Genomic DNA, 24,282 nt, shown 5'->3' with positions numbered 1-24,282 from the left:
GGCTCGGGAAGGGGCCGGGCCGCGGGTTTCTCCCCCCCTCTGCGGGGAAGGGTGGTCGCGCAGCGACCGGGAGAGGGGCACGCCGCAGCCGGAGAGGTCGCCCCCTCTCCCGACCCGCTTCGCGGGCCACCCTCTCCCGCAGAGGGGAGAGGGAGAGGCGCCTCAGACGCCGGCGCGCGCCATGTCGAGATAGAGTTCCCGCAGGCGCCGGGTATGCGCGCCGGGGCGGCCCGCGCCGACCGTCCGGCCGTCGATCGCGATCACCGGCATCACGAAGGCGGAGGCGCTGGTGTAGAAGGCCTCGGCCGCCTCCAGGGCCTCGGAGACGCTGAACAGCCGTTCCTCCAGGGCGAGGCCGGCCTCTTCGGCGAGGCGCAGAACCGCCTTGCGGGTGATGCCGGGCAGGAGCGCCGTGGACAGGGGACGCGTGACGAGGGCGCCGCCCTTCGTGACGATGAAGGCCGTGGAGGACGAGCCCTCGGTGACCGCATCGTCCTCCACCATCCAGGCCTCGGCGACGCCCGCCGCGGCGGCCTGCTGCTTGGCGAGCACCTGGGCCAGCAGGGCCACCGACTTGATGTCCCGGCGCTTCCAGCGAAGATCCGGCACCGTGATGATCCGGGCGCCGGTCTCGGCGAGCGGGTTGGCCGCCACCGTCTTGGCCTGGGTGAACATCATCACGGTGGAGGCGGTGCCGGCCGGCGGATAGGCGAAGTCGCGCTCGTACACGCCGCGCGTCACCTGCATGTAGACCAGCCCCTCGGTGAGCCCGTTGCGGGCGACGAGTTCGGTCTGCAGGCCGATCCACTCCGGTATCGTGTGCGGATTGGCGATGTCGATTTCGCCCAGCGAGCGGTCGAGGCGGGCCAGATGCGCCTCGTTGTCGACGAGGCGCCCGTCGAGCACCGCGGAGACCTCGTAGATCCCGTCGGCGAAGAGGAAGCCCCGGTCCATGATCGGCACGCGCGCCTCGGCGAAGGGCAGGAAGTCGCCGTTCAGGTAGACGATGCGGGCCTGGGACACGGGGTTACCTCTTCGGTCCGGGGGATGCGGGTCGGGGCAGGCAGGATTCGTGCGCGGGCTCAGCTTTGCCCGAACACCCGCGCGAAGATCGTGTCCACGTGCTTGAAGTGGTAGCCGAGATCGAAGCACTCCTCGATCTGCTCCGGGGTGAGCGCGGCGGTGACGTCGGCATCGGCCTTGAGGAGGGCGAGGAAGTCGCCCTCGCCGCGCCAGACCGGCATCGCGTTGCGCTGGACCAGGCGGTAGGAATCCTCGCGGGAGACCCCGGCCTGGGTCAGGGCCAGCAGCACCCGCTGCGAGTGGACGAGGCCGCCGAGCTTGTCGAGGTTGCGCTGCATGTTGTCCGGATAGATCAGCAGCTTGTCGATGACGCCGGTGAGGCGGGCGAGGGCGAAGTCGAGGGTGACGGTGGCGTCCGGCCCGATCATGCGCTCCACCGAGGAGTGCGAGATGTCGCGCTCGTGCCAGAGGGCCACGTTCTCCATGGCGGGCAGGGCGTAGCTGCGCACCATGCGGGCGAGGCCCGTCAGGTTCTCGGTGAGCACGGGGTTGCGCTTGTGCGGCATCGCCGAGGAGCCCTTCTGGCCTTCGGAGAAGAATTCCTCCGCCTCCAGCACCTCCGTGCGCTGGAGGTGGCGGACCTCGATGGAGAGCCGCTCCACGGATGAGGCGACGACGCCCAGGATCGCGAAGAACATGGCGTGGCGGTCGCGCGGGATGACCTGGGTCGAGACCGGCTCGGGGGTCAGGCCCATGGCCTTGGCGACGTATTCCTCCACCCGCGGGTCGATGTTGGCGAAGGTGCCGACGGCGCCCGAGATGGCGCAGGTGGCGATCTCCTCCCGCGCCGCCAGGAGGCGGGCGCGGGCGCGCTCGAACTCGGCATAGGCCCCGGCGAGCTTGAGACCGAAGGTGACCGGCTCGGCATGGATGCCGTGCGAGCGGCCGATGGTCGGCGTCATCCTGTGCTCGAAGGCGCGGCGCTTGAGGGCAGCGAGCAGGGCGTCGACGTCCTTGATCAGAAGGTCGGCGGCGCGGACGAGCTGCACGTTGAGGCAGGTGTCGAGCACGTCCGACGAGGTCATGCCCTGGTGGACGAAGCGCGCCTCGGGGCCGACGATCTCGGCCAGATGCGTCAGGAACGCGATGACGTCGTGCTTGGTCACCGCCTCGATGGCGTCGATGCGGGCCACGTCGAAGACCGCGTCGCGGCCCTTCTCCCAGATCGTGTCGGCGGCCTGCTTCGGCACGACGCCGAGCTCGGCCAGCGCGGTGGTCGCGTGGGCCTCGATCTCGAACCAGATCCGGAAGCGCGATTCGGGGGACCAGATCGCGGTCATCTCGGGGCGGCTGTAGCGGGGGATCATGCGGGCGCCTCGGTCTACGCGTCGGAAAAAGGGGCAGCGGGATCAGGGGCGCCTAGCATGCGCGGCGATGGCGCTCAACGCGGGCGGGGCGGGGCCCGTCGAACCGGGGGCCCGAACCGGCAGCGCACCCTGCGCGTGGCATTCCTACAACAGGCCGGTCCGGATCGTCCCACCCTGGAACATTTCCAGGATTAAAGTCCGTAATAATTTTGCCGAATGTTGCGAACGCGTTGGCCGGCTGTTTCGATCGCTTCTTAGAAGCCCTGTAAAAACAAAGCTCAGGAAACGCCGCCCGGCCCGCTTGATCCTGTCTTAGCGCCCCTTCAAGGGGTGCGCCACGCCCTGTGACTGAATTCGTGGGCGCAAAACCAACAAGACACGGTCTCTCGAGCGGGCGGTACGATCATGAACACTGGAGCAGCATCCCGGGTCCTCGCAACCCTCCTGTGCGGAACGGCCCTGGCGACCACCGCCCGGGCACAGCCGGTGCTGCCGCCGGAGAGCACGGCCGTGACCCTGGACCAGCTCAGCATCGAGGGCGTGCGCGGCAACACGGTGGGCTATCTGACCCGCGCCACCCGCAGCGCGACGAAGACCGACACCCCGCTCCTCGACACCCCGCAATCGGTGACGATCGTCGGCCAGGAGCAGATCCGGGACCAGAACTTCCAGAACCTCACCGACCAGCTGCGCTACGTGCCCGGCGTGATCCCAGCCCAGGGCGAGAGCAACCGCGACGAGGTCGTCATCCGCGGCCAGAAGACCAACGCGGACTTCTTCGTCAACGGCGTGCGCGACGACGTGCAGTACTTCCGCGATCTCTACAACATCGAGCGGATCGAGGTTCTCAAGGGCCCGGATTCGCTGATCTTCGGCCGCGGCGGCGGCGGCGGCGTGATCAACCGCGTCCTGAAGGAGGCCGACGGCCTGCGCGTGCGCCAGATCGTGGCCGGCGTCGGGCAGTTCAACCAGAAGCGCGTCGCCGTCGATGTCGGCGACCGCATCAGCGACAGCGTGTTCTTCCGCCTCAACGGCGTCTTCGAGGACAGCCAGACCTACCGCCAGTTCGGCGAGCTGCAGCGCTACGGCATCAACCCCACGATGACGTTCCTGCTGGGGCCGGCGACGACCCTGAAGCTCTCCTACGAGTACTTCCACGACGACCGCTTCCCCGATCGCGGCATCCCCTCGCAGAACGGCCGTCCGTACAATTACCGCAACAACATCCGCACCTTCTTCGGCAACCCGGACGTGAACACCACCCGGGTCGACGCCAACATCGCCACGGCGACCCTCGACCACACCTTCGAGTCCGGCGTGCAGATGCGCAACCAGCTGCGCTTCGCCGACTATAACCGCTTCTACGCCAACACCCTGCCGGGGGCGCCGGTCAACGCCGCCGGCACGCAGGTGCCGATCGCCGGCTACCGCAACGAGACCGACCGGACGAACTACTTCAGCCAGAACGACTTCACCTACAAGTTCCTCACCGGCGACGTGAAGCACACGCTGCTCGCCGGCTTCGAACTCGGCTACCAGGAGGGTCTCGCCTTCCGGCAGACGGCCTTCTTCCAAACCGGCAACAGCCTCGTCACCAGCGTGGTGGTGAACCCGATGTCGCCGATCACCCGGGCGCCGGTGACCTTCCGCAACAACGGCACCACGGACGCCAACTTCCGCTACGATCTCGGCCTCGCCGCGGCCTATGCCCAGGACCAGATCGACCTGAACGAGTACGTCCAGATCGTCGGCGGCCTGCGCTACGACTACTTCGATTTCTCCTCGCGGGGCCGGGTCACGGGCCTGACCAACGAGCGCGTCGACAACCTCGTCTCGCCGCGCGCCGGCCTCGTGATCAAGCCGCTGGCGAACCTCGCCTTCTACGGCAGCTACAGCGTGTCCTACCTGCCGTCCTCGGGCGACCAGATCGGCGTGTTCACGCCCGGTCTCGCCATCGCCAAGCCGGAAGGATTCGAGAACCTCGAAGTGGGCGTGAAGTACGACGTCACCCCGACCTTCCAGGTCACCGGCGCCCTGTACAACCTCGACCGCACCAACCAGCGCCTCCCCGATCCCAACCGGGCGGGGTTCTTCCTCCTGTCGGGCCGGACCAACACGCAAGGGGCCGAGATCGGCGCCAACGGCTACCTGACCGACTGGTGGCAGATCGCCGGCGGCTACGCCTTCACCGATGCGCGGATCGACAGCGCGGTGTCGGCCACCATCGTGAAGGGCAACACCGTCGGGCTGGTGCCGTTCAACAGCGTCTCCCTGTGGAACAAGTTCGACATCACGCCGGAATTCGGCCTCGGCATCGGGGTGATCCACCAGACCCACACCTTCGCCACCTCCGACGACACCGTGCGGCTGCCGGGCTACACGCGCTTCGACCTCGGCCTGTTCTACCAGGTCAGCGAATCGGTCCGGGCGCAGGTGAACATCGAGAACCTGTTCGACCGGCGCTACATCTACACCGCCGACAACAATCAGAACATCACGCCGGGCGCCCCGCGCACGATCCGGGCGCAGATCATCGCCAAGTTCTGAGACAGCGCGGCGGGTGGACCTATTCCACCCGCTGCCAGCCGGGCCCCATCAGGCGCTCCTGCGGAGTGAAGCGGGCCTTGTAGTCCATCTTGCGCGAGCCCTCGACCCAGTAGCCGAGATAGAGGTAGGGCAGGCCGAGATCGGCCGCGCGGCGGATGTGGTCGAGGATCATGTAGGTGCCCAGCGAGCGGTGCGCCTCGGCCGGGTCGTAGAACGAGTAGACCATCGACAGGCCGTCGGCGAGGACGTCGGTCAGGCAGAGGGCGACGGTGGGCCCGGTGCCGCGCCCGTTGATCGCCGTGTCGGGGCCGCGCCGGCGATAGGTGACGAGGTGGGTGTCGACGTGGCTGTCCTCGATCATCATCGCGTAGTCGAGCACGGTCATGTCGACCATGCCGCCGTCGCCGTGGCGCGCGTCGAGGTAGCGCCGGAACAGGGCGTATTGCTCCGAGGCCGGGCGGTTGGGCTCCGGGGTGCCGACGAGATCGGCGTTGCGCTGGAGGATGCGGCGCTGGCTGCCCGAGGGCTTGAAGTCGGAGACCACCACCCGCACCGAGATGCAGGCGCGACAGGATTCGCAGGCCGGCCGGTAGGCGATGGTCTGCGAGCGGCGAAAGCCCCCCTGCGTCAGGATCTCGTTGAGGTCGCGGGCGCGGCGCCCGACGAGGTGGGTGAACACCTTCCGCTCTTCCTGACCCGGCAGGTAGGGGCAGGGGGAGGGCGCCGTCAGGTAGAATTGCGGGGTGTCCCGGGAATGGCTCGTCACGCTGTCTGTCGCCCGCCGCGCGGGGCGCGCCCAGCGCACCCCAAGACTTGAGTGTATCCGCAACGCGGACGGGCTCAACACCCTGTGAGGGTTCCGCGACGATTTCGTACGAAACCTTGATCGTCCCCTGCGCCCCCGCCTTGCAAAGCCGGCAAGCCTCGCAAAACCGGCAGGCCCGGAAGCGGCGCCTCAGCCGGCGCGGACCACCGCGAGGCCGAGGAGCAGGTCGTGGCCGAGGCGGCGGTCGGCCCGCACGAGGCCGATGCCGACATCGAGCACCCAGAGCAGGAAGGCCGAGGCGACCGCCACGTAGAACAGCAGCGCGTGGATCGCCGCCGTGAGATAGTCGACGCGGGCCCCGCTCTCCGGCGCGACCACGCGCAGGCCCATCATCCGCATGCCCCAGGTGCTCTGGCCGGGGCCGCCCACCGTGATGGCGCTGTAGAGGATGCCGCTCGCCGGCAGGATCGCGAACAGGGTCCAGCCGAGGCCGAAGGTGAGGAGCCCGATCACCGTGATCACCAGGGTCAGCAGCGCGGTGAATCCGAAGATGAACAGGATGTCGAGGAGATAGGCGACGAAGCGCGCGCCGAGGCTGCCCCGGACGTAGGGCACGGGGAATTGCGGGGCGTAGCCGGTCCGCACGGGATCGGCGTAGGGGCTGTGCGTCTCGCGCATCGGGCGCTCCTGGGTGTCGCTCGCGGGAGGGAGCGGCAGGGATCTCGGCCAAGAGATGGGCGCGGGGCGCGCAACTTCCAAGATCAGCCCTCTCAAGATCGGCCTTCCCGAGATCGGCGTTCCTCGGATCGGCCCGTCCAGGGTCACCCTATCCAGGATTGCTCCCGTCACGGCGCCGCGCGGCCGGCCGGAGCCTTCGATCCCGGGTCGGCGGCCGCGGCTTCCGGGGTGTCGAGGTAGTACTGCCGCAGGAGGAACAGGCGGGCGCCGTTGACCGGACCGGTCTCGGTGGCGAGGCCGAGGAGTTCGGCCCCGGGACCGAAGCGGCAGGTGACCCAGCGCTGGCGCGCGGCCTGCCCGGGTCGGCCCGCCACGGCGTAGTCGACCCGAAGCTCGTCCGGCGTCGCGCCCGTGCCGATGCGCAGGAGCCGGACCTCGGTGTCGGGGGGCGCCAGCGCCGGGACGGCGCGCCGGCAGATCATCGCGCGCTGGCGGTCGACGGAACTCTCGCAGGCGGCGAGCCCGAGAAGCGCCGGCACGAGCACGAGGGCCAGGATCGGCCCAGGCGCGGCGCGTCGCGGCCTCACGCGCCGGCGCGCAGCCGCTCGGCGACCCGCAGCGCGTAGTAGGTGAGCACGCCGTCGGCGCCGGCGCGCTTGAAGGCCAGCAGGCTCTCCACCATGGCCCGCTCGCCGTCGAGCCAGCCGTTGCGGGCCGCGGCCTCGATCATCGCGTACTCGCCCGACACCTGGTAGGCGAAGGTCGGCACGGCGAACTCGTCCTTCACCCGGCGGATGATGTCGAGATAGGGCAGGCCGGGCTTCACCATGACGGAATCCGCGCCCTCCGCGATGTCGAGGGCGACCTCCCGGATGGCCTCGTCGGAATTGCCGGGGTCCATCTGGTAGGTGCGCTTGTCGCCCACCAGCGCGGCCTGGGTACCGATGGCGTCCCGGAACGGACCGTAGAACGCGCTCGCGTACTTGGCGGCGTAGGCCATGATCTGCACGTCGCGGAAACCGGCCCGGTCGAGGCCGGCCCGGATCGCGCCGACCCGCCCGTCCATCATGTCCGAGGGGGCGATGATGTCGGTGCCGGCCTCGGCCTGGATCAGGCTCTGCTCCACGAGGAGGGCCACGGTCTCGTCGTTGAGGATCGCGCCATCCTCCAGCAGGCCGTCATGGCCGTGGCTGGTATAGGGATCGAGGGCGACGTCGGTCATGATCCCGAGCTCCGGGACCGCCGTCTTCACGGCGCGCACCGCCCGGCAGACGAGGTTTTCGCGGTTGAGCGACTCCGAGCCCGTCGGGTCGCGCAGGGACGGCTCGGTATAGGGAAAGAACGAGATCGCCGGGATGCCGGCGCGGGCGGCCTTCTCGGCGTCGCGCACGACCTCGTCCACGCTGAGACGCTCGACGCCGGGCATCGACGCGATGGGCTCGCGCCGGCCCGATCCCTCGATGACGAAGAGCGGCCAGATCAGGTCGTCGACCGTCAGGGTATGCTCGCGCACGAGCCGGCGCGACCACTCGGCCTTGCGGTTGCGCCGCGGGCGCTGGGTCAGGCCGAGGGCCGCCGGGCGGGCGGCCTCCTGGGCCGTCTCGACCGCCAGGGGACGCGGGGTCGGGGGTTCGTGTGTCATCGGCTCGAACTCGACGGTTTTCGGCCCAAGTCTCGGCCGGAAGGGCTCTGGCCGGGGCGGGCGAGCACGGGCCTACCACATCGGCAAAAGCCTCTGAAACCCGTGATGCCGACGCAGGGACGGCGCTCCTTCGCGCATGCCGGAACGGACCGACCCGCCACCGCTCCGATTGACGCCGCGCGCCAAAATCCCGTCTAAGCAGGCGATCCAACCGGGAGCGACGATGGCGGATTCGGGTGAAGCGGAGATCCTGTTCGAGCGGCGCGGGGCGGTGGGCCTCGTCACGCTGAACCGGCCGCGCGCCCTGAACGCCCTGTCCCTGGCGATGCTCGGGGCGATGCAGGCGCAGATGGACGCCTGGGCCGGGGACGCCGCGGTAACCCGGGTGGTGCTGCGCGGGCGGGGCGGGCGCGCCTTCTGCGCCGGCGGCGACATCCGGCAGATCTACGCCCTCGCCAAGGCCGGTGAGCAGGCCGCGGTCGATGCCTTCTGGCGCGCCGAGTACGGCCTCGACGCCGCGGTGAAGCGGTTCCCCAAGCCCGTGATCAGCCTGATCGAGGGCCTGGTCATGGGCGGCGGCAACGGGATCTCGGTGCATGGCAGCCACCGGGTCTCGTCGGAAACCTACAGCTTCGCCATGCCGGAGGTCGGAATCGGCCTGTTTCCCGATGTCGGCATGACCTACGTGCTGCCGCGCCTGCCCGGCCTGACCGGGACCTACCTCGCCCTGACGGGCACCCGGATCGGACCGGGGGACGCCCACGCGGTGGGCCTCGCCACCCATCACGCGGAAGCGGCGGCGTTCGACGCGATCGTGGACGCCCTCGCGTCCGGCGCGGCGATCGATCCGGTGCTCGCCGCCCATGCCCGGCCGGTGCCCGGGCCCGGGCCCCTGGTCGAGGCACGGGCCGTCATCGACGCGTGCTTTTCCGCCGATACCGTCCCGGAGATCCTGGCGCGCCTCGACGCGGACGGCTCCGCCTTCGCGGTCGAGACCGCCGCGCTGATGCGCACGCGCTCGCCCACCAGCCTGACCCTGGTGCGCGCGCAGATGCGGCGGGGCGCCGCCCTGAGCTTCCCCGAGGCGATGCGGCTGGAATACCGCATGGTCGGCGCCCTGATGCGCGGCCACGATTTCTTCGAGGGCGTGCGCGCCGCCGTCATCGACAAGGACGGCGCCCCCGCCTGGAACCCCGCGACCCTGGAGGCCGTCGATCCCGCCGCGATCGCGGCGGCCTTCGCGCCGTCGGACGGGCCGGAGCCGTCCTTCGCAGGATCGGACGAGCGATGAGGAGAGGTCCCGCGTGCGCGGTTTGACGAAGGTACCGGGCCCGCGCGAGATCCGCGGCCGCGGCCAGGAGGGCGGCGCCGACCGGATCGAGCGCAGCCCCCAGGGGCCGCAGACCGGCTGGGACGTGGTGCTGGTGTGGTTCATGCGCGCCATCGCCCTGGCCTGGCTGACGAAGGCCGTCGTGACCTGGGCCGGCATCCTCGACGTCCTGCCGGATTGGCGCCCCTTCGAATCGGAGACGCTCGGACGCCAGAGCGTGATCGTCTACTTCGCGGTGATCGATCCGATGGCGGCGGTGGGTCTCTGGCTGACGAGTGCCTGGGGCGGCGTGGTCTGGCTGCTGGCCGCCACGAGCGCGCTCACCCTGGCCATCCTGACGCCTCAGCTTCTCCCGATGGCGCCCGTATACCTGGCAATACAGGCGGGAATTATTGCGTTTTATTTTATCTTCTCTTTCCTGGCGGCGCGGGAAATCCGGTAAACGACAGGTTACGACGATCACTTCATCTTGCATTTACCGAGAGAGGTAAATCGCAAATTCATCCTATCGCTTAAAGCGTCTTTCATCTGGCACTCCTAGGTTGGCTTCATGAGCGGTGGCGAAGAACACCGGCCCTGAAACACCCGAGACCTGATGAGGCCCATGATGAAGTCCCAGGCTGCCAAGGTTAGCAAGACCGCCAACGCTCCCGAGGCCGCTCCGGCGCACGGCTCCTATCTTGAGGCCCTGCACCTCGTCGAGCGCCTGCACCGCCGCCTTCTCGACGTGATCAAGGACGAGTTCGAGCGCCGCGACCGCGAGGACGTGAACAGCGTCCAGGCGCTGCTGCTCTACAACATCGGCGACAAGGAGCTCACCGCGAGCGAGCTGCGCACCAAGGGCTACTATCTCGGCTCGAACGTCTCCTACAACGTCAAGAAGCTCGTCGAGGCCGGCTACCTGCACCATGCCCGGTCGAAGACCGACCGCCGCTCGGTCCGCATCAGCCTGACCGACAAGGGCCGCCAGGTCCACGACATCATCCAGAGCCTCTACGACAAGCACGCCCGCACCATCCAGCCGATCGGCGGCATCTCGGACGACGATTTCGGCCGCCTCAACACCGCGCTCAGCCGCCTGGAGCGCTTCTGGACCGACCAGATCCGCTACCGCCTCTGAGGGCGCGCCGCCACCGCGACGCCTCGCCAAGCCCGGTTCGCCGGGCTTGTTCGCGTTTCGAGGCTCCCCGGCCGCGGCGCTCAGCCGGTCAGGAGCCGGCGTGCTCGGCCGATTCCTCGCCCGCCGGCTTGCCGTCGTCGCGGGCGCGGTGGAGCATGAAGATCGCGAGCACCATCGTCAGGATCAGGCCCGCGAGGACGCCGAGCTCGATCATCGAGGCCTGGAACAGCGCCTGCTTCTCGGGCGACCAGTCCTTGGCGTGCGTGATCTCCGAGGATTGCAGGGTGATCACCAGGACCCGCCGGATCGAGGCGATGAGCCCGACGATCAGGAACGGCTCGCAGGTCAGCTTGCCCGAGCGCATCGACACCCGCACCGTGTGCAGGATCTCGATCAGCATCAGCAGGAACAGCAGCCGGTCCACCACCTCGAGGATCTGGTCGGCGCCCCCGAGGTGGCGCAGGGCCTCCCAGGTCAGCGCGGAGGCATCGATCAGCGCGACGAGGGCGGTCAGCGCGAGAAGGAGGCCGAGGGCCGCGTAGATCGCGTGCTCCGTATGAAGAAAGACGAAGCTCGCCGCCCGCGTGAGCCGGCCCTGATCCTCCCGGTCGTCGGACATGACGCGCTCCCCCCTTTTGATCCGGCGATCAGACAGGATCGGCGCACGAGCGTCCAGCGTGGCCACGCTCCGAGACCGCTCGGCACGCGGCGACGGGACCGGTCCGGACGATCACGAGCGCGTCAGCGGAGGGCGGAGCCCGGGCGACGGGACCCGCGGCCGGTCAGAGCATGTCCTCGACCCGGATCGGCAGACCGCGGATGCGACGGCCGGTGGCGTTGAACACCGCGTTGGCGATCGCGGCGTTGACGCCGATGATGCCGAGTTCGCCCAGGCCCTTGAGGCCGAGGGGATTCACGGTGTCGTCGGGGTCGGGCAGCAGCAGGGCCTCGACCTCCGGCGCGTCGGCGGCGGTGGCGACGAGATACTCGGCGAGATCCGGGTTGCGGTAATGGCCGCGGTCGAGGATCGTCTCCTCCAGGAGCGCCGAGCCGAGCCCCCAGATCATCCCGCCGGTGAGCTGGCTGCGCGCCGTCAGCGGGTTGAGCACGCGCCCGGCCGCGAAGGCGCCGAGGAGCCGCGGCACCCGGACCTCGCCGGTCTCCTCGTGGACCAGGACCCGTGCGAACTGGGCCCCGAAGGCCCAGGACAGCGACCGACCGTCGGCCCCGGTACCGAGAGCCATCCTGCCCGATTCGATCGCCGCGAGGGCCTCCGGCCCCGAGCCCTCGGGGGTGAAGGCCGCCACCGTCTCGATCCCGCCCGGATCGAGCCCGGCGACGACGGCCCCCAGCGGGCAGGTCCGCCCGTCCGGCGCCACGAGAGCGCCCGCTCGCAGGCGCAATCCAGCGGGATCGGCCCCGGCCAACGGTCCAGCCGAGGGGCCGGTCTCGACGGCGGCAAAGGCCAGACGGGCCCGGAGCGTCTCGCAGCCCTGCGCCAGGGTGTGGAGCAGGCTCGTCGTGGTGGACGAGCCGCCCGAGAGGCCGGCGGCGGGCAGGTCGGTGTCGCCGAGGCGGACCTCGACCGATTCGGGCGCGATCCCGAGCCATTCGGCGGCGCCGAGGGCCAGCAGCGTCGTGATGCCGTTGCCGATCTCGTGATGGGCGGTGGCGACCGTGGCGCGGCCTTCGGCGTCGAGGCGGACCCGCATGGTGGCGGGGGAGATCTTCACGGGCCGGACCGAGGCCGCGCAGCCGAGGCCGATCCGCCAGGGTCCGTCGCGCATCCGTCCCGGCTCCGGATCGCGCGCCGCCCAGCCGAAGGCCTGCGCGCCGGCATCGAAGCAGGCCATCAGCGGCCGCGAGGAGAACGGCTTGCCCGAGATCGGGTCGGTGGCCGTGTCGTTGCGCCGGCGCAGTTCGATGGGATCGAGTCGGAGGGCGACGGCCATCTCGTCGACGGCGCTCTCCAGGGCGAAGAGGTAGGGCACCTCGGGGGGAGCCCGCATCGGCCCCGGAGTGTTCCGGTCGACCCGCGCGGCCCGCTCGTCGGTGCGCACGGCCGGGCAGGCATAGAGGCTCGCGGTGACGTCGGTCCCCTCCATGGCGAAGGGGTCGAAGCGCGAGGTGACGACCTCGGCCTCGTGCACGAGGGCGGTAAAGCGCCCGTCCCGGGTCGCCCCCAGGCGGATGTCGTGCCGGGTCTCCGGGCGATGATTGGCGATGGTGAAGCCGTCCCGGCGGCTGGCGACCAGGGAGACCGGCCGGCCGAGGATGCGGGCGGCCAGCGCGACCGGCGCCGTGTATTGCGACAGGGCGAATTTCGAGCCGAAATGGCCGCCGATCAGGCCCGACACCACCCGGATGTCCCCCGGGTCGAGACCGAGCTGCGCGGCGAGGCCGTGCCGGACGGCGCCGATGTAGCGCGAGGGCTCGTAAACGGTGAGGCGCGGTCCGTCCCAGGCGCAGGTCGTGCCGAACAGCTCGATCGGGTTGTGGTGCTGGATCGGCGTCGCGTAGCGGGCGGCGACCGTCACGTCGGCCCGGTCGAGGGCGCCGTCGGCGTCGCCGGTGCGGGGGTCGTGGTGCTTCGGCTTCAGGTCGGCGAGCCGCAGCGTCTCGGCCAGGGGGGCGTCGAACCCGTCGGCGAAGTCTTCGGCCGCGTAGCGCACGATGGTCCGGGCGGCGGCCTCCCGGGCGGCCTCGACGGTCTCCGCCACCACCAGGGCGACGATCTGGCCGGCATAGGCGACGGCGTCCGATCCCAGCGGCAGGTGCCCGCTATTGGCAAAGCCCCCCGCCATGAGATGCTTCACCGGCCGGATCGCGCCGGCGAAATCCCGGTGGGTGAAGATGCGCAGGCAGCCCGGGACAGCCGCGGCCGCCGCGAGGTCGAAGCCGATGATCCGCCCGCGCGGAATCGTGCTGGCCACCAGGGCCCCGTGGACGAGCCCCGGCAGGGGCCGGTCCGAGGCATAGGCCGCCCGGCCGGTGACCTTGTCACCGCCCTCGACGCGGGGATGCGGATGGCCGAGCCAGGCCGCCTGATCGCGCGCGTCGGTCGGTCTCGCCATCGGCCTCTCCTCGCCTCACGGCAGGAGTAACCGCGGGATCGGCCCGCCCGATCCGGGCGCGCGACCCCGAGTCGCTCACGGCGGCTCTCAGGCGAGGAAGGGCAGCAGGCGGTCGAGCACGATCTCCGGCGCCTCCTCCTGCAGCAGGTGCCCGCAGGGGAGGGCGTGCCCCTCCACCCGTTCCGCCTTCTCGCGCCAGGTCGCGGCGACGTCGTAGAGTTCGCCGACCGTGCCGCGCGCGCCCCACAGGGCGAGGAGCGGCGCGGCGACGCGGCGCCCGGCCGCGTCGTCGGCGGCATCGTGTTCGAGATCGATGCCGGCCGCGGCGCGGTAATCTTCGCAGATCGCGTGGATGCTGCCGGGGGCGCGGTAGCAGCGCAGGTATTCCCGGATCAGCGCCTCGCTCGGAATCCCGGGCGTCCGGCTCTGGCCGGCGAGGTGGTGGCGCAGATACGCCTCCGGGTCGGCGCCGATCATCCGCTCGGGCAGGGGTGCCGGCTGGATCAGGAAGAACCACCAGAAGTACCGGGTCGCGAAGGCACGGTCGGTGCGGGCGTACATCGTCTGCGTCGGTGCGATGTCGAGGACGGCGAGGCGGTCCACCGCGGCGGCGTGGTCGAGGGCCATGCGGTGCGCGACGCGCCCGCCGCGATCATGCCCGACCACGGCGAAGCGCTCGTAGCCGCAGGCGCGCATCAGCGCCACGGCGTCGGCCGCCATGGCCCGCTTGGCGTAGGGCGCGTGATCGGCCGTGGAGTCCGGGCGATCCGAGTCGCCGTAGCCGCGCAGGTCGGGGGCGACCACCGGATGGCCGGCCGCCCGGAGCCGCGGCGCCACCGCGTGCCAGGTGGCGTGGGTCTGCGGATGGCCGTGCAGCAGCAGCACCGGCAGGCGCTGCCCGCCGGGGGACAGGGCGGTCCGGAGGCGGAGGTCGGGCAGCGCCACGTCGGCCAGGTCGAAGCCGGACAGGAACGGGCAATGCCCGCGGCTGAGGATGTCGATCGGCGGCATGAGGTCCCGATACCCGTGCGGCGAGGTCGGCCGCGGGCCGAGAACCGCCCGGACGGCCCGGCGACACTGACGCGACTCCGCGCCGGGGGCAATCCGGGACCTTTCCGCCGACGCACCGTCGGCGGCGGCGGGGCCGCTCGTCTCAGCCCTTCCAGTTCTTCAGGGCCGCGAAGGGGCTTAGCGCCGGATCGGCCGCCGGCGGGTTGAGCACCGGCTCGACCTGGGCGATGGCGTCCGCCAGGGAGAAGGCCGAGCCGCTGGTCAGCTTGCCGCCGGCCGCGTCCTTGTGGCCGCCGCCGCGGAAGCGCCGCGCCCCGTCCAGCGCGGTCTCGTTGTTGGAGCGGAAGGACATCGTCCCGGCCCGCTGCACGTTGAGGACGCGCTTGGCCCGCCCGCTCTCCATGATCAGGTCCGAGACCCGCTGGAAGGTGCCGGAATCGAGGCCGAAGGACATCAGCGTACCGTCCGACAGGGGGTGGAACAGGTCCGAGCGGGCGAGCACCCGGGCGATGCGCATGCGGGTGGTGAGGCTGCGGTCGTCGCCCTCGTCGTCGGCGAGGTAGGCGTCGAGGATGGCCTTGCGCAGGGCCGGGACCTGGCCCTCGATCACGGCCGGGGAGGCGCCGTCGCCGAGGAGGCGGGCCACCCCGAGCAGGAGGTCGCCGACGAAGCGGTCGTGCCAGGGATGGCCGATCGGCACGAGGTTGGAGACGTTGTCCCAGAACATCTCGTCGAGGCTCAGGCCGCTGCGGAATTCCGGCCGGTCCTTGCGCCAGAGGTCGACCGCGTCCACCGCCGTCACCAGGGCGCCGAGGATCGGGTCCTCGCCGGCCGCGCGGGTCGCGTAGAGCGTCCGGTGCTCGTAGGCCATGCGCGTGGCGCAGCGGGCCTCGTCGATGAGCACGACGACGTTCGGGTCCTCGAGGTCGAAGCGCAGGAGGCCCGGCACGTCCGGATCGGCCTGGGGCGCCAGGCCCTGGTCGCGCAGCTGGTCCACCGAGGAGGCGTGGTGGTCGAGCACCACGAGGCGGTGGCGCGCCTCCGGCTCGCGGCGGCGGTTGAGGGCGGCGAAGTTGCGGATGAAGGTCACCGCGACCGCCTCGAGACCGAGATCGGTCATCAGGATCATCTCGGGCGCCGCGGTCTTTCCGAGGCGCTTCAGCTCGGTCTCGACCACCGGCCCGACATCGGAGTAGCGCGGGACGTGCACGATCCGGGCGATGTCGGCGAACTGGCCGGCCACCGTGGAGGCGCCGTAGCCGTCGAGATCGTGATGGGTGATCTGGGTGATCTTCAAGGGCCTGTCCTCGGGCGGGTCGCGCAGCGCGGGCGTCGCGTGTCGTCTGTCGCAGCGTCTCGGCGCCCTTATGCGGCACGCCCGCCTCCGCGGCGAGCCCCGGCGCGCCCGGCGTCGGTTCGGCGGTGGATCGCGGGGAAGCCGGGCTTGATTCCCGCGGCCGGACCGGGAATCTGCGAACAGACCACGAACACGGGCCGACAAACCGATCGGGAGGGGCGTCCGCGATGGACCCGGACGACGCGGGCGCGATCCGCAAGATCATCCACATCGACATGGACGCCTTCTACGCCTCCGTGGAGCAGCGCGACGATCCCGCCCTGCGCGGCCGGCCGGTGGCGGTGGGCGGCTCGCGCGAGCGCGGTGTGGTCGCGGCGGCGAGCTACGAGGCGCGGGCCTTCGGCGTGCGCTCGGCCATGCCCTCGGTGACGGCGCGCCGGCTCTGCCCCGACCTCGTCTTCGTCAAGCCGCGCTTCGAGGTCTACCGGGCGATCTCGGAGCAGATCCGGGCGGTCTTCGCCGAGCACACCGACCTGATCGAGCCCGTCGCCCTCGACGAGGCCTATCTCGACGTGACGGAGAACCGCCAGGGGCTGCCGACCGCCACCGCGGTGGCCCGCGCGATCCGGGCCTCGATCCGCGCGCAGACCGGGCTCGTGGCCTCGGCGGGCGTGTCCTACAACAAGTTCCTGGCCAAGGTGGCGTCCGACTTCCGCAAGCCCGACGCCCTGTTCGTCATCACCCCCGCCATGGGGCCGGCCTTCGTCGAGGACCTGCCGATCGGACGCTTCCACGGCATCGGCCCGGTCACCGAGGCGCGGATGAAGGCGCTCGGAATCCTCACCGGACGCGACCTGAGGGCCCTCAGCCTCGAGGGGCTGACGGCGCGCTTTGGCGCCTCGGCGCCGTATTACTACGGGGTGTCGCGGGGCATCGATGCCCGTCCGGTCCGGGTCAACCGGATCCGGAAATCCATCGGGGCCGAGAACACCTTCTCGGAGGACTCGGCGGACTACGCGGTGCTCGCGGGGCGGCTGGCGCCGATCCTCGACAAGGTCTGGAATGCGGCCGCCGCCAGGGAGGTCCGGGCCCGCACGGTGACGCTGAAGGTCAAGTTCGCGGATTTCGAGCAGATCACCCGGGCCCGCTCGCTGCCCGGCTTCGTGCCGGACCGCGCCGCCCTGGAGGAGACCGTGCTCGCCCTCCTGCGCGACCTGTTCCCCCTGCGGCGCAGCGTGCGCCTCCTCGGGGTCTCGCTCTCGGCCCTGGAGCACGGCCCCGCCCCGGAGCCGCGCCAGCTCGGCCTCGGATTGTGACCCGAACAAACGAAAGGGGCGCCGCCCTCTCGGACAGCGCCCCCTCGGATCAGCGGGTCCCGCAGGCGGGACCCGCGATCGCCCTTAGTTGAAGGGATCGATCTCGGCGGACTCGTAGCTGGTGACTTCCATGCCGACGCAGATTTCCTGGACGATGGGGGCAGACCACTTCATGACGTCTCTCCTGGTTGGTTGTGTGGGGTGAAAGCCGAACCCGGTCGGGTTCGATCCGTCTGCGAACTAAGGTCGGACCTTAGTTGAAGGGATCGATCTCGGCGGACTCGTAGCTGGTGACTTCCATGCCGACGCAGATTTCCTGGACGACGGGGGCGGACCACTTCATGGGAAACTCCTTCGTGTTCGACGCCCTTGATATGCCGTTGTGTTGGGCACAACACAAGTGGGCGCTACACTTATATTTCTCATAGGATCGCGGGAAAATGCCGATCCTGCAGCCGGGTGCCGGCGCGATCCGGCCTGCGGGAGGGCAAAGCGAGAGATATGATGCCGATCTTCAGGCTTCGCGAGTCCGGGCGCGCCGGCGCCGGACCGGGTCCCCGGGCGGCCGGACCACGGTCGAGGCGGAAAGATTCGGCGCCGCCGGTTTTCGGCTTGACGCCCCGGGGAGGGGAGGCGCACTGACGCGCCGCCGACCGGGCCTGCGCGGGAGTCACGACTCACCGCGCCGCGCGCGCCTCGGCTCCCTCTCGACGATTCCGATGCCCAGCGACAATCCAGACCGATCGCCCGCGCCGTGCGCGGCCGCCTCCGCTCCCGCCGCCTGACGCCCCGCTGACCGGGCCCCGGCGGCCCGATGCGGGACGGCTCCACGGCCGGATCGCGCGCCCTGCGAGGTGAGCCCATGAACGAGATCGCTTCCTTCCCGACCGGCATCGATCCGGCGGTGCTCGCCGCCCGGCTGTCGGACGAGCGCGCGCCCGACATCGTCGAGGCCCTGAACGACGAGGCGCCCGAGGTCGCCGCCGCCATCCTGCTCGGCCTGCCGGTGGAGCGGGCGATCGAGGTGCTCGACCAGCCCGAGCTCGACTGTGCCGCCGACATCATCGAGATGCTGCCCCGCGACCGGGTCGCCTCCTACCTGTCGGGCATGTCGGCCGACCGCATCACCGACCTGTTCCGCGAGATCGAGGAGCCCGGCCGCTCGGACCTGCGCGCCCGCCTCGACGCCGAGACCCGCGGCGCCGTCGACCGGCTGAGCACCTACGGGGAGGAGACCGTCGGCTCGCTGATGACCACGGAGTTCGTCGCGGTGCCGGGCAACTGGACGGTCCAGCAGACCCTCGACCACGTCCGCCAGGTGGAGAAGACCCGCGAGACCATCTACGCGATCTTCGTCCTCGACCCGCGCACCCGGGCCCTGACCAAGGCGGTGCCCCTGCGCCGGCTGATCTCGGGCAATCCGGGCGACAACGTGCTCTCGGTGGCGCCGAACCGGCGGCCGCTGGCGGTCTCGCCCACGGCCAGCCGCGAGGAGGCCGCTCGCCTGATCTCGAAATACGACCTCCTGGCGCTCCCTGTCATCGATGCGGTCGGCCACGTCATCGGCATCGTCACGGTGGACGACATGATCGACGCCATGGTGGAGAAGCAGACGCAGGACGTGCAGCGCTTCGGCGGCATGGAGGCGCTGCCCGAGCCCTACATGGATATCGGCTTCGGCACGATGATCCGGAAGCGGGCGGGCTGGCTCTGCGCGCTGTTCCTCGGCGAGATGATGACCGCCACCGCCATGCAGGGCTTCGAGGGCGAACTCGAGAAGGCCATCGTGCTGACGCTGTTCATCCCGCTGATCATGAGCTCGGGCGGCAATTCCGGCAGCCAGGCCACCTCGCTCCTCATCCGCGCCCTGGCGCTGCACGAAGTGCGCCTGCGCGACTGGTGGCGGGTCGCCCTGCGCGAGTTGCCCACCGGCCTCGTGCTCGGCACGATCCTGGGCGCGATCGGCATCGTCCGGATCGTGGTCTGGCAGAAGATCGGGCTCTACGATTACGGCGAGCACTGGATGCTGGTGGCGGCGACCGTGGGGGCGGCCCTCGTCGGCATCGTCACCTTCGGCTCGCTCACCGGCTCGATGCTGCCGTTCCTGCTGCAGCGCCTCGGCTTCGACCCCGCCACCGCGTCGGCCCCCTTCGTCGCCACCCTCGTCGACGTCACGGGGCTGGTCATCTACTTCTCGGTGGCGATGCTGATCCTGCGCGGGACGCTGCTGTAGGCGCCTCAGGCCCGGGGCCGGAGGCTCATGTCGCTGAGCACCGAATTGGCCAGGCGGTCCGGCCCGATCTCGTCGGCGGAGTAGCCCACGAGCGCGGCGAGACTCTCGCGGGCGCGCCAGACGCGGCTCTTCACCGTGCCGATCTTGCAGCCCATCACGGCGGCGGCCTCGTCATAGGTCAGGTTGTCGATGGCCACGAGCGTCAGGGCCTGGCGCAGGGTCGTCGACAGGCGCCCGATGGCGGCGTTGACGTCCTCGAGGTCGAGGACCGCGCCCTGCGCCGGCAGCGTCACCAGCTGCGCGGCATAGCTGCCGTCGCCGTCCTCCACCTCGTGCACCCGCTTGCGCTGGCCGGAATAGAAGGTGTTGCGCATGATGATGGTCAGCCAGCCGCAGACGTTGGTCCCGGGCGTGAAGCTCTCGCGGTACATCCAGGCCCGCAGCATGGTGTCCTGCACGAGATCGTCGGCGCGGGCGGTGTCGCGGGTCAGCGAGAGGGCGTACTTGCGCAGGCCCGCCGCGTGGTCCCGGAGCCCCTGCCGGACCTCCGCCGTGAGGCTCTCGCCGCGGGCGGCGAGCACGGCCTCGAGCCGGGCGAGCAGGACGGCGAAGCGGTCGGGCTGGCCGTCGTCCAGGGAGGCGTAGGCATCGCGCAGGTGCTGCCCGAGGGATCTTCGGATCGACGGCGCGAGCGGGGGGGCTTTCTCGGGAGCGAGGCGGGTTGGTGCATCGGATTCTGATTGCGATGTCATCCAGTGTCTTCTCAGCCAATCGGGACGGACAGCACCGTGTCCCTTCAATCGATCCGACTGTGCAAGCCCAGGAACACGCTCGCATCAACACAGGTTAATGGGAAGACATTCAGATATCTTGGCACGTTATCGCACAGTCGTTCCGGTCACGCCCGATGATATGGCGAAGTTTCTTCTGGAAATTATACTATTTTAATACGACAAATAGCCCGCCGCGGCCTTTGCCGGGCGGGCCGAGTCCAGGGAGGAACGCATGATGCGTATCATCCCAACCCGGCTGGACGGGCGACGGTTCAATAGCTTTGGGAAAAGGCCGATCCGGCCACCCCGACGCCGCTCCCGCGGGGTGGACCTGCGCACGCGTCGTCCCGTCGGCGGGTCGGACCCCACGGCCCCGGCGGCGGGGAACAGGCTCAGGCGTTCTCGATGAGCCGCAGGTACTCGGATTCGGGCACGCCGTAGCTGTCGCCGGCGACGCTCAGCAGGCCGGTGCGATCGAGGACTTCGATGCGGCCGCGGCGCGCCTTGATCAGGCGGTTGCCTTCCAGCATTTGCAGGGCCAGCGTCACGGTCGTGCGCTGGACCCCGAGCATGAACGACAGGAAGTCGTGGGTCACGGTCAGTTCGTCGCCGATGACGCGGTCGTGGCACATCAGCAGCCAGCGCGCGAGACGGACCTCGATGTTGTAGCTCGCGTTGGCGAAGGCCGTCTGCGCGGTCTGGACCAGCAGGGTCTGGACGAAACGCAGCAGCAGGTTGCGCAGGGTGAGGCTGGCCTCAGTCGCCGCCACCAGCGCACCGGCCTCGATGGCCAGCACCTCGCCCGCATTCTGCACGAAGTGGTCGTAGGGCGTGCGGTCGCTCCCCAGCAGGACCGGGGTGGCTCCGACCACGCCCTCGGGACCGATGATGCCGACCTCGACCCTGCTGGTGCCGGCGGTGGTGATCGAGGCGTAGCCCGTCTCCGGAAAATAGAGGTCCTGGATCGGCCTGTGCGGGTAGATCAGCCCCTGGCGCAATTCCGTCGGCATCGACCGCAGGTGTGGCTGAAGCAACCTGTAATCGCCTGGCGAGAGACGGTTGAGCAAGCGATTGCGAACGGCAGATTGCTCTAGCAGCGACACGGCCCTGTCCCTTGGGGCAAGAGCACAAATAGTCTCTCACGGACCCATAATCAGGAATATATACAAACAGTTTTCGACTATCTGTACGATGCGAGACAAAGGCAAGCCCGCTCTGCGGTCTGTCGGGTAGTCGACACTCCGTAAGTGTCGGGCACCACACCAAAGTCGTATGGCACTGCGGCGGATAGGAATTTAGGATTTATAGACGCTGCGGTTCAGACAATACCGGAGCAAAGCCAAGGACCGGGCGGAAGCGCTGCAAGGTTCCGGCCTCTGACGGTGAGGAGACCGCGTCTCCAGTTCGGGGCAGGATCGCGCGCGACGGCGCGTGGCCCTGACATCGGTCGGATCGAGGATTGACGGCGCTGTGACGGATGGTGCGAAGCCGAGCGCGGGTTGCGGGAATCCTGGCCCGCCACGGTCGCCGGAGCGAGCGCGATGAGCGCGCCTGACGATCTCTCGGGATTGATCCCGGGCCTACCGGGGGGGCGGCACGCCGAAGCGACGCAGCCGCTGATCCACAAGCTGGAGCATTTCGGAACCCTGACGGCGGAGGATCGCGACATCCTGACGTCGCTGTGCGCCGAGACGTTCCCGGTCGGGTCGCGCACGGAGGTCGCCCGCGACGGCGAGCGCCCGACGGGGATCTTCGTGCTTCTCGACGGCATGGCCTGCCGCTTCAAGCTCCGGGCGAACGGCGCCCGCCAGATCCTGGCCTACATGGTGCCGGGCGATTTCTGCGACCTCGACATCGCCCTGCTCGACCGCCGAGACCACGCGATCGCGAGCCTGTCGCCGTGCCGCTTCGCCCGCATCGCGTTCGATCCGCTCCAGGATCTCGCGCAGGACCGAAACCACCTCATCGCCCTGATGCGGCGGGCGAACCTGATGGACGACGCGATCCTGCGCGAGTGGCTGGTGAACCTGGGCTCCCGCTCGGCCATCGAGCGCATCGCCCACCTGCTCCTCGAACTCCTGACGCGGCTTCGGACGGTCGGACTGGCGCGGAGCGACGGTTACGACCTGCCGACGTCCCAGATCGACCTCGCCGACACCACCGGCCTCTCGACGGTTCATGTCAACCGGACGCTGCAGGACCTCAAGCGCCAGGGCCTGATCGAGCTCCGCTCCCGTGTGCTGACGATCCGGAACATCCCGTGCCTGACGAGCCTGAGCGGATTCGACCCCGCCTATCTCGCGCCGGTGCAGAACGGCGGCCGGTGACGCGACCGGAGCGCAGGCGCATCGTGGCGGCGCCGGTCATCGCACGGGACGATCGCGGAACGCGAGCGCCCGACCCATCCGAGCGGACGGGCCGGGTTCTAGCCACGGTGAATTGCCCCCCAGGAGGGGCGGCGCCTCAGACGATCGGGCGGGCGACCGGATCGGCCGCGCGGATGTCTTCCGGCAGGGCCTGGAAATCGGTGTAGCCGGCCTCGCGGGCCATCGCGTCGAGGGCGGAGGCCGCGTCGAGCGCGCTGCCCGTCCAGAGAACGGCACCGTTGGTTTGCTGGCGAACCTCGAAAATACTCATGGATCGTTAACCCTTTAGCGAGAAAGGTCTATGCTCGTCTACAACGTGACAGCAGGACGAAAGTTGCGGGCAGCGGCACCGGAGGGACCTGCCCCGGTGGCATTCGGCCGTCGCCCGCGGGGTGCGCCCTGAAACGGAGGTGGGCCATGAAATCGCCGGTCTCGCGCTCCATGCCTCGGACGTCCGACGTCGACGAGCCGCCCGCCATGCGATCCCTGCTGCACTGCCTTCGGTCCAGGTCGCTCGCCAGGATACCGCTCCTCACGCTGGCGCTGCTCGCTGGACCCGCCCCGCGCGCCTCGGCGGCCGAACCCGCGGCGGTTCCCGATCCGGCCGCCGTCGCGCCGGCCGTCACGGTGGTCCCGGCAATCCAGCGCGAGGTGGTGGAGCGCGCGGTGGTCACCGGGACGCTGGTGCCGCGCGACGAGATCCTCGTGGCGCCGGAGATCGAGGGCACCCGGATCACCGAACTCCTGGTGGAGGAGGGGGCCCATGTCGCCCGCGGCCAGCCCCTGGCGCGGCTCTCCCTCGAGATGATCGTGACTCAGGAAGCGGCGAACGCCGCCGCCATCGCCAAGGCGCAGGCCGCGATCATCCAGGCCCGCAGCCAGATCGTGCAGGCCGAGGCCGCCCAGGTCGAGGCCAACCTCGCCCTCGAACGCACGCGCAGCCTGATCCGCACCGGCAACGCCACGGCGGTGACCCTGGAGCAGCGCATCTCCACCGCCCAGGGCAACGAGGGGCGCCTCGCGGCCGCGCGCGGCGGGCTTCAGCTCGCCGAGGCCGATCTCGCCACCGCGCGGGCGCAGGGGGCGGAGATCGCCCTTCGACGCGCCCGCACCGAGATCCGCGCGCCCGAGGCCGGGATCGTGAGCCGCCGCACCGCCCGGGTCGGCGCCACCGCGACGGCCGCCGGCGAGCCGATGTTCCGCCTGATCGCCCGCGGCGAGATCGAGCTGGAGGGCGAGGTCCCGGAGGTCTGGATGCCGCGCCTCCATGTCGGCGACCCCGTCCGCCTGGACTGGGACGAGGGACGGACCCTGAAGGGGCGGGTGCGCCGCATCGATCCGGAGATCGACCGCACCACGCGCCTCGGGCGCATCCGCATCGGCCTCGATCCCGACCCCGGCCTGCGCATCGGTGCCTTCGCCCGCGGCAAGGTCGAGGTCGCGCGCCGCATCGGCGTGGCGGTGCCGCTCTCGGCGGTGCTCTACGGGGCCGATGGCGGCGCGAGCGTCTTCATCGTCGCCGGGGATCGCGTCGAAGCCCGCCGGATCGTGCCCGGCCTCGCCGCCGACGGCGTCCTCGAGATCCGCTCCGGCGTCAGGGCGGACGAGGTTGTGGTAGCCCGGGCCAGCAGCTTCCTGCGCGACGGCGATCGCGTCCGGCCCGTCATCCCGACCGTGAAGGCGGCCGATGCCGCGCCTTTCCCGGCGGCCGACGCCGCACCCCGCTGATCGGACGATCC

The 24,282-nt window shown here is 70.3% G+C and carries 23 protein-coding genes; 8 read left to right on the top strand and 15 right to left on the bottom strand.

What is annotated here, in order from left to right; all coding sequences use genetic code 11:
* Positions 1–162: 162 nt before the first annotated feature.
* Positions 163–1,023: a D-amino-acid transaminase gene (locus AC3WLN_RS09165; protein ID WP_492480702.1), complete on the bottom strand. Its 861-nt coding sequence runs from the start codon at positions 1,021–1,023 to the stop codon at positions 163–165.
* A 59-nt stretch (positions 1,024–1,082) separates the two neighbouring features.
* A complete protein-coding gene (gene purB, locus AC3WLN_RS09160; protein WP_492480701.1) occupies positions 1,083–2,390 on the bottom strand; it encodes an adenylosuccinate lyase in 1,308 nt (435 codons plus the stop codon).
* 405 nt (positions 2,391–2,795) lie between these two features.
* Between purB and AC3WLN_RS09155 the strand changes: the two genes are divergently transcribed.
* Positions 2,796–4,937 (top strand): TonB-dependent receptor, encoded by a 2,142-nt coding sequence (locus AC3WLN_RS09155; RefSeq protein WP_492480700.1) that lies wholly within the window; start codon positions 2,796–2,798, stop codon positions 4,935–4,937.
* 19 nt (positions 4,938–4,956) lie between these two features.
* On the opposite strand, the gene AC3WLN_RS09150 is transcribed toward AC3WLN_RS09155, so the two are convergent.
* From AC3WLN_RS09150 to hemB, 4 genes are all read right to left on the bottom strand, one after another.
* Complete coding sequence (locus AC3WLN_RS09150) at positions 4,957–5,703, bottom strand: arginyltransferase (RefSeq protein ID WP_492480699.1); 747 nt, start codon at positions 5,701–5,703, stop codon at positions 4,957–4,959.
* A gap of 189 nt (positions 5,704–5,892) precedes the next feature.
* Positions 5,893–6,381, bottom strand: a complete 489-nt coding sequence (locus tag AC3WLN_RS09145) for an RDD family protein (protein WP_492480698.1) — start codon at positions 6,379–6,381, stop codon at positions 5,893–5,895.
* 167 nt (positions 6,382–6,548) lie between these two features.
* The gene (locus AC3WLN_RS09140) at positions 6,549–6,968 is read right to left on the bottom strand and encodes a hypothetical protein (protein WP_492480697.1); all 420 of its coding nucleotides are present in this window, start codon (positions 6,966–6,968) and stop codon (positions 6,549–6,551) included.
* Positions 6,965–8,023: a porphobilinogen synthase gene (gene hemB / locus AC3WLN_RS09135; RefSeq protein ID WP_492480696.1), complete on the bottom strand. Its 1,059-nt coding sequence runs from the start codon at positions 8,021–8,023 to the stop codon at positions 6,965–6,967. The genes AC3WLN_RS09140 and hemB overlap by 4 nt, the downstream gene beginning before the upstream one ends.
* A 223-nt stretch (positions 8,024–8,246) precedes the next feature.
* On the opposite strand from hemB, the gene AC3WLN_RS09130 reads away from it, so the two are divergent.
* The 3 genes from AC3WLN_RS09130 (at position 8,247) to ldtR (ending at position 10,473) form a co-directional block, all read left to right on the top strand.
* On the top strand, positions 8,247–9,314 hold the full coding sequence (locus AC3WLN_RS09130) for an enoyl-CoA hydratase/isomerase family protein (protein ID WP_492480695.1): 1,068 nt from the start codon (positions 8,247–8,249) through the stop codon (positions 9,312–9,314).
* A 13-nt stretch (positions 9,315–9,327) separates the two neighbouring features.
* Positions 9,328–9,795, top strand: a complete 468-nt coding sequence (locus AC3WLN_RS09125) for a DUF6163 family protein (RefSeq protein WP_492480694.1) — start codon at positions 9,328–9,330, stop codon at positions 9,793–9,795.
* 165 nt (positions 9,796–9,960) lie between these two features.
* Positions 9,961–10,473 carry a transcriptional regulator LdtR gene (gene ldtR, locus AC3WLN_RS09120; RefSeq protein ID WP_492480709.1) on the top strand — a complete coding sequence of 171 codons (513 nt, stop codon included), beginning with the start codon at positions 9,961–9,963 and terminating at the stop codon, positions 10,471–10,473.
* 88 nt (positions 10,474–10,561) lie between these two features.
* Here the strand turns inward: ldtR and AC3WLN_RS09115 are convergent, their stop codons facing one another.
* The 4 genes from AC3WLN_RS09115 to AC3WLN_RS09100 all read right to left on the bottom strand — a co-directional run bounded on the left by AC3WLN_RS09115 (position 10,562) and on the right by AC3WLN_RS09100 (position 15,855).
* Positions 10,562–11,092: a phosphate-starvation-inducible PsiE family protein gene (locus tag AC3WLN_RS09115; RefSeq protein ID WP_463779591.1), complete on the bottom strand. Its 531-nt coding sequence runs from the start codon at positions 11,090–11,092 to the stop codon at positions 10,562–10,564.
* 163 nt (positions 11,093–11,255) lie between these two features.
* Positions 11,256–13,547, bottom strand: a complete 2,292-nt coding sequence (locus AC3WLN_RS09110; protein WP_492480693.1) for a xanthine dehydrogenase family protein molybdopterin-binding subunit — start codon at positions 13,545–13,547, stop codon at positions 11,256–11,258.
* A gap of 87 nt (positions 13,548–13,634) precedes the next feature.
* The gene (locus AC3WLN_RS09105) at positions 13,635–14,558 is read right to left on the bottom strand and encodes an alpha/beta fold hydrolase (RefSeq protein ID WP_492480692.1); all 924 of its coding nucleotides are present in this window, start codon (positions 14,556–14,558) and stop codon (positions 13,635–13,637) included.
* Positions 14,559–14,700: 142 nt separating this feature from the next.
* A complete protein-coding gene (locus AC3WLN_RS09100; RefSeq protein ID WP_492480691.1) occupies positions 14,701–15,855 on the bottom strand; it encodes a dimethylmenaquinone methyltransferase in 1,155 nt (384 codons plus the stop codon).
* A gap of 227 nt (positions 15,856–16,082) precedes the next feature.
* On the opposite strand from AC3WLN_RS09100, the gene dinB reads away from it, so the two are divergent.
* Positions 16,083–17,171 carry a DNA polymerase IV gene (gene dinB / locus AC3WLN_RS09095; protein WP_492480690.1) on the top strand — a complete coding sequence of 363 codons (1,089 nt, stop codon included), beginning with the start codon at positions 16,083–16,085 and terminating at the stop codon, positions 17,169–17,171.
* 84 nt (positions 17,172–17,255) lie between these two features.
* Here the strand turns inward: dinB and pqqA (AC3WLN_RS09090) are convergent, their stop codons facing one another.
* The gene (gene pqqA, locus AC3WLN_RS09090) at positions 17,256–17,345 is read right to left on the bottom strand and encodes a pyrroloquinoline quinone precursor peptide PqqA (protein ID WP_055952690.1); all 90 of its coding nucleotides are present in this window, start codon (positions 17,343–17,345) and stop codon (positions 17,256–17,258) included.
* A gap of 79 nt (positions 17,346–17,424) precedes the next feature.
* Positions 17,425–17,514 carry a pyrroloquinoline quinone precursor peptide PqqA gene (gene pqqA, locus AC3WLN_RS09085; RefSeq protein ID WP_055952695.1) on the bottom strand — a complete coding sequence of 30 codons (90 nt, stop codon included), beginning with the start codon at positions 17,512–17,514 and terminating at the stop codon, positions 17,425–17,427.
* Between the two features lie 519 nt (positions 17,515–18,033).
* Here pqqA (AC3WLN_RS09085) and mgtE point away from each other — a divergent pair.
* A complete protein-coding gene (gene mgtE / locus AC3WLN_RS09080) occupies positions 18,034–19,404 on the top strand; it encodes a magnesium transporter (RefSeq protein ID WP_492480689.1) in 1,371 nt (456 codons plus the stop codon).
* Positions 19,405–19,409: 5 nt separating this feature from the next.
* Here the strand turns inward: mgtE and AC3WLN_RS09075 are convergent, their stop codons facing one another.
* Positions 19,410–20,156, bottom strand: a complete 747-nt coding sequence (locus tag AC3WLN_RS09075) for a sigma-70 family RNA polymerase sigma factor (RefSeq protein WP_492480688.1) — start codon at positions 20,154–20,156, stop codon at positions 19,410–19,412.
* Positions 20,157–20,569: 413 nt separating this feature from the next.
* Entirely contained in the window at positions 20,570–21,280 is a 711-nt protein-coding gene (locus AC3WLN_RS09070; RefSeq protein WP_492480687.1) for a Crp/Fnr family transcriptional regulator, read from the bottom strand.
* Positions 21,281–21,718: 438 nt separating this feature from the next.
* Between AC3WLN_RS09070 and AC3WLN_RS09065 the strand changes: the two genes are divergently transcribed.
* A complete protein-coding gene (locus AC3WLN_RS09065) occupies positions 21,719–22,504 on the top strand; it encodes a Crp/Fnr family transcriptional regulator (protein WP_492480686.1) in 786 nt (261 codons plus the stop codon).
* Between the two features lie 136 nt (positions 22,505–22,640).
* Here the strand turns inward: AC3WLN_RS09065 and AC3WLN_RS09060 are convergent, their stop codons facing one another.
* The gene (locus AC3WLN_RS09060; RefSeq protein WP_492480685.1) at positions 22,641–22,814 is read right to left on the bottom strand and encodes a hypothetical protein; all 174 of its coding nucleotides are present in this window, start codon (positions 22,812–22,814) and stop codon (positions 22,641–22,643) included.
* 206 nt (positions 22,815–23,020) lie between these two features.
* Between AC3WLN_RS09060 and AC3WLN_RS09055 the strand changes: the two genes are divergently transcribed.
* A complete protein-coding gene (locus AC3WLN_RS09055; RefSeq protein ID WP_492480708.1) occupies positions 23,021–24,271 on the top strand; it encodes an efflux RND transporter periplasmic adaptor subunit in 1,251 nt (416 codons plus the stop codon).
* Positions 24,272–24,282: the final 11 nt, after the last annotated feature.

This window comes from Methylobacterium sp. FW306-05-D (assembly GCF_058782155.1).
Note: the sequence above shows the minus strand (reverse complement) of the source record. Positions and strands in the feature narration are given on the sequence as shown.

What these genes read in the sequence shown, in the direction of transcription:
- purB (WP_492480701.1), bottom strand. Translation starts at nt 2,390, where the DNA reads ATGATCCCCCGCTACAGCCGCCCCGAGATGACCGCGATCTGGTCCCCC.
- AC3WLN_RS09155 (WP_492480700.1), top strand. Translation starts at nt 2,796, where the DNA reads ATGAACACTGGAGCAGCATCCCGGGTCCTCGCAACCCTCCTGTGCGGA.
- AC3WLN_RS09145 (WP_492480698.1), bottom strand. Translation starts at nt 6,381, where the DNA reads ATGCGCGAGACGCACAGCCCCTACGCCGATCCCGTGCGGACCGGCTAC.
- hemB (WP_492480696.1), bottom strand. Translation starts at nt 8,023, where the DNA reads ATGACACACGAACCCCCGACCCCGCGTCCCCTGGCGGTCGAGACGGCC.
- AC3WLN_RS09130 (WP_492480695.1), top strand. Translation starts at nt 8,247, where the DNA reads ATGGCGGATTCGGGTGAAGCGGAGATCCTGTTCGAGCGGCGCGGGGCG.
- ldtR (WP_492480709.1), top strand. Translation starts at nt 9,961, where the DNA reads ATGAAGTCCCAGGCTGCCAAGGTTAGCAAGACCGCCAACGCTCCCGAG.
- AC3WLN_RS09115 (WP_463779591.1), bottom strand. Translation starts at nt 11,092, where the DNA reads ATGTCCGACGACCGGGAGGATCAGGGCCGGCTCACGCGGGCGGCGAGC.
- AC3WLN_RS09110 (WP_492480693.1), bottom strand. Translation starts at nt 13,547, where the DNA reads ATGGCGAGACCGACCGACGCGCGCGATCAGGCGGCCTGGCTCGGCCAT.
- AC3WLN_RS09105 (WP_492480692.1), bottom strand. Translation starts at nt 14,558, where the DNA reads ATGCCGCCGATCGACATCCTCAGCCGCGGGCATTGCCCGTTCCTGTCC.
- dinB (WP_492480690.1), top strand. Translation starts at nt 16,083, where the DNA reads ATGGACCCGGACGACGCGGGCGCGATCCGCAAGATCATCCACATCGAC.
- pqqA (WP_055952690.1), bottom strand. Translation starts at nt 17,345, where the DNA reads ATGAAGTGGTCTGCCCCCATCGTCCAGGAAATCTGCGTCGGCATGGAA.
- pqqA (WP_055952695.1), bottom strand. Translation starts at nt 17,514, where the DNA reads ATGAAGTGGTCCGCCCCCGTCGTCCAGGAAATCTGCGTCGGCATGGAA.
- mgtE (WP_492480689.1), top strand. Translation starts at nt 18,034, where the DNA reads ATGAACGAGATCGCTTCCTTCCCGACCGGCATCGATCCGGCGGTGCTC.
- AC3WLN_RS09075 (WP_492480688.1), bottom strand. Translation starts at nt 20,156, where the DNA reads ATGACATCGCAATCAGAATCCGATGCACCAACCCGCCTCGCTCCCGAG.
- AC3WLN_RS09065 (WP_492480686.1), top strand. Translation starts at nt 21,719, where the DNA reads ATGAGCGCGCCTGACGATCTCTCGGGATTGATCCCGGGCCTACCGGGG.
- AC3WLN_RS09060 (WP_492480685.1), bottom strand. Translation starts at nt 22,814, where the DNA reads ATGAGTATTTTCGAGGTTCGCCAGCAAACCAACGGTGCCGTTCTCTGG.
- AC3WLN_RS09055 (WP_492480708.1), top strand. Translation starts at nt 23,021, where the DNA reads ATGCGATCCCTGCTGCACTGCCTTCGGTCCAGGTCGCTCGCCAGGATA.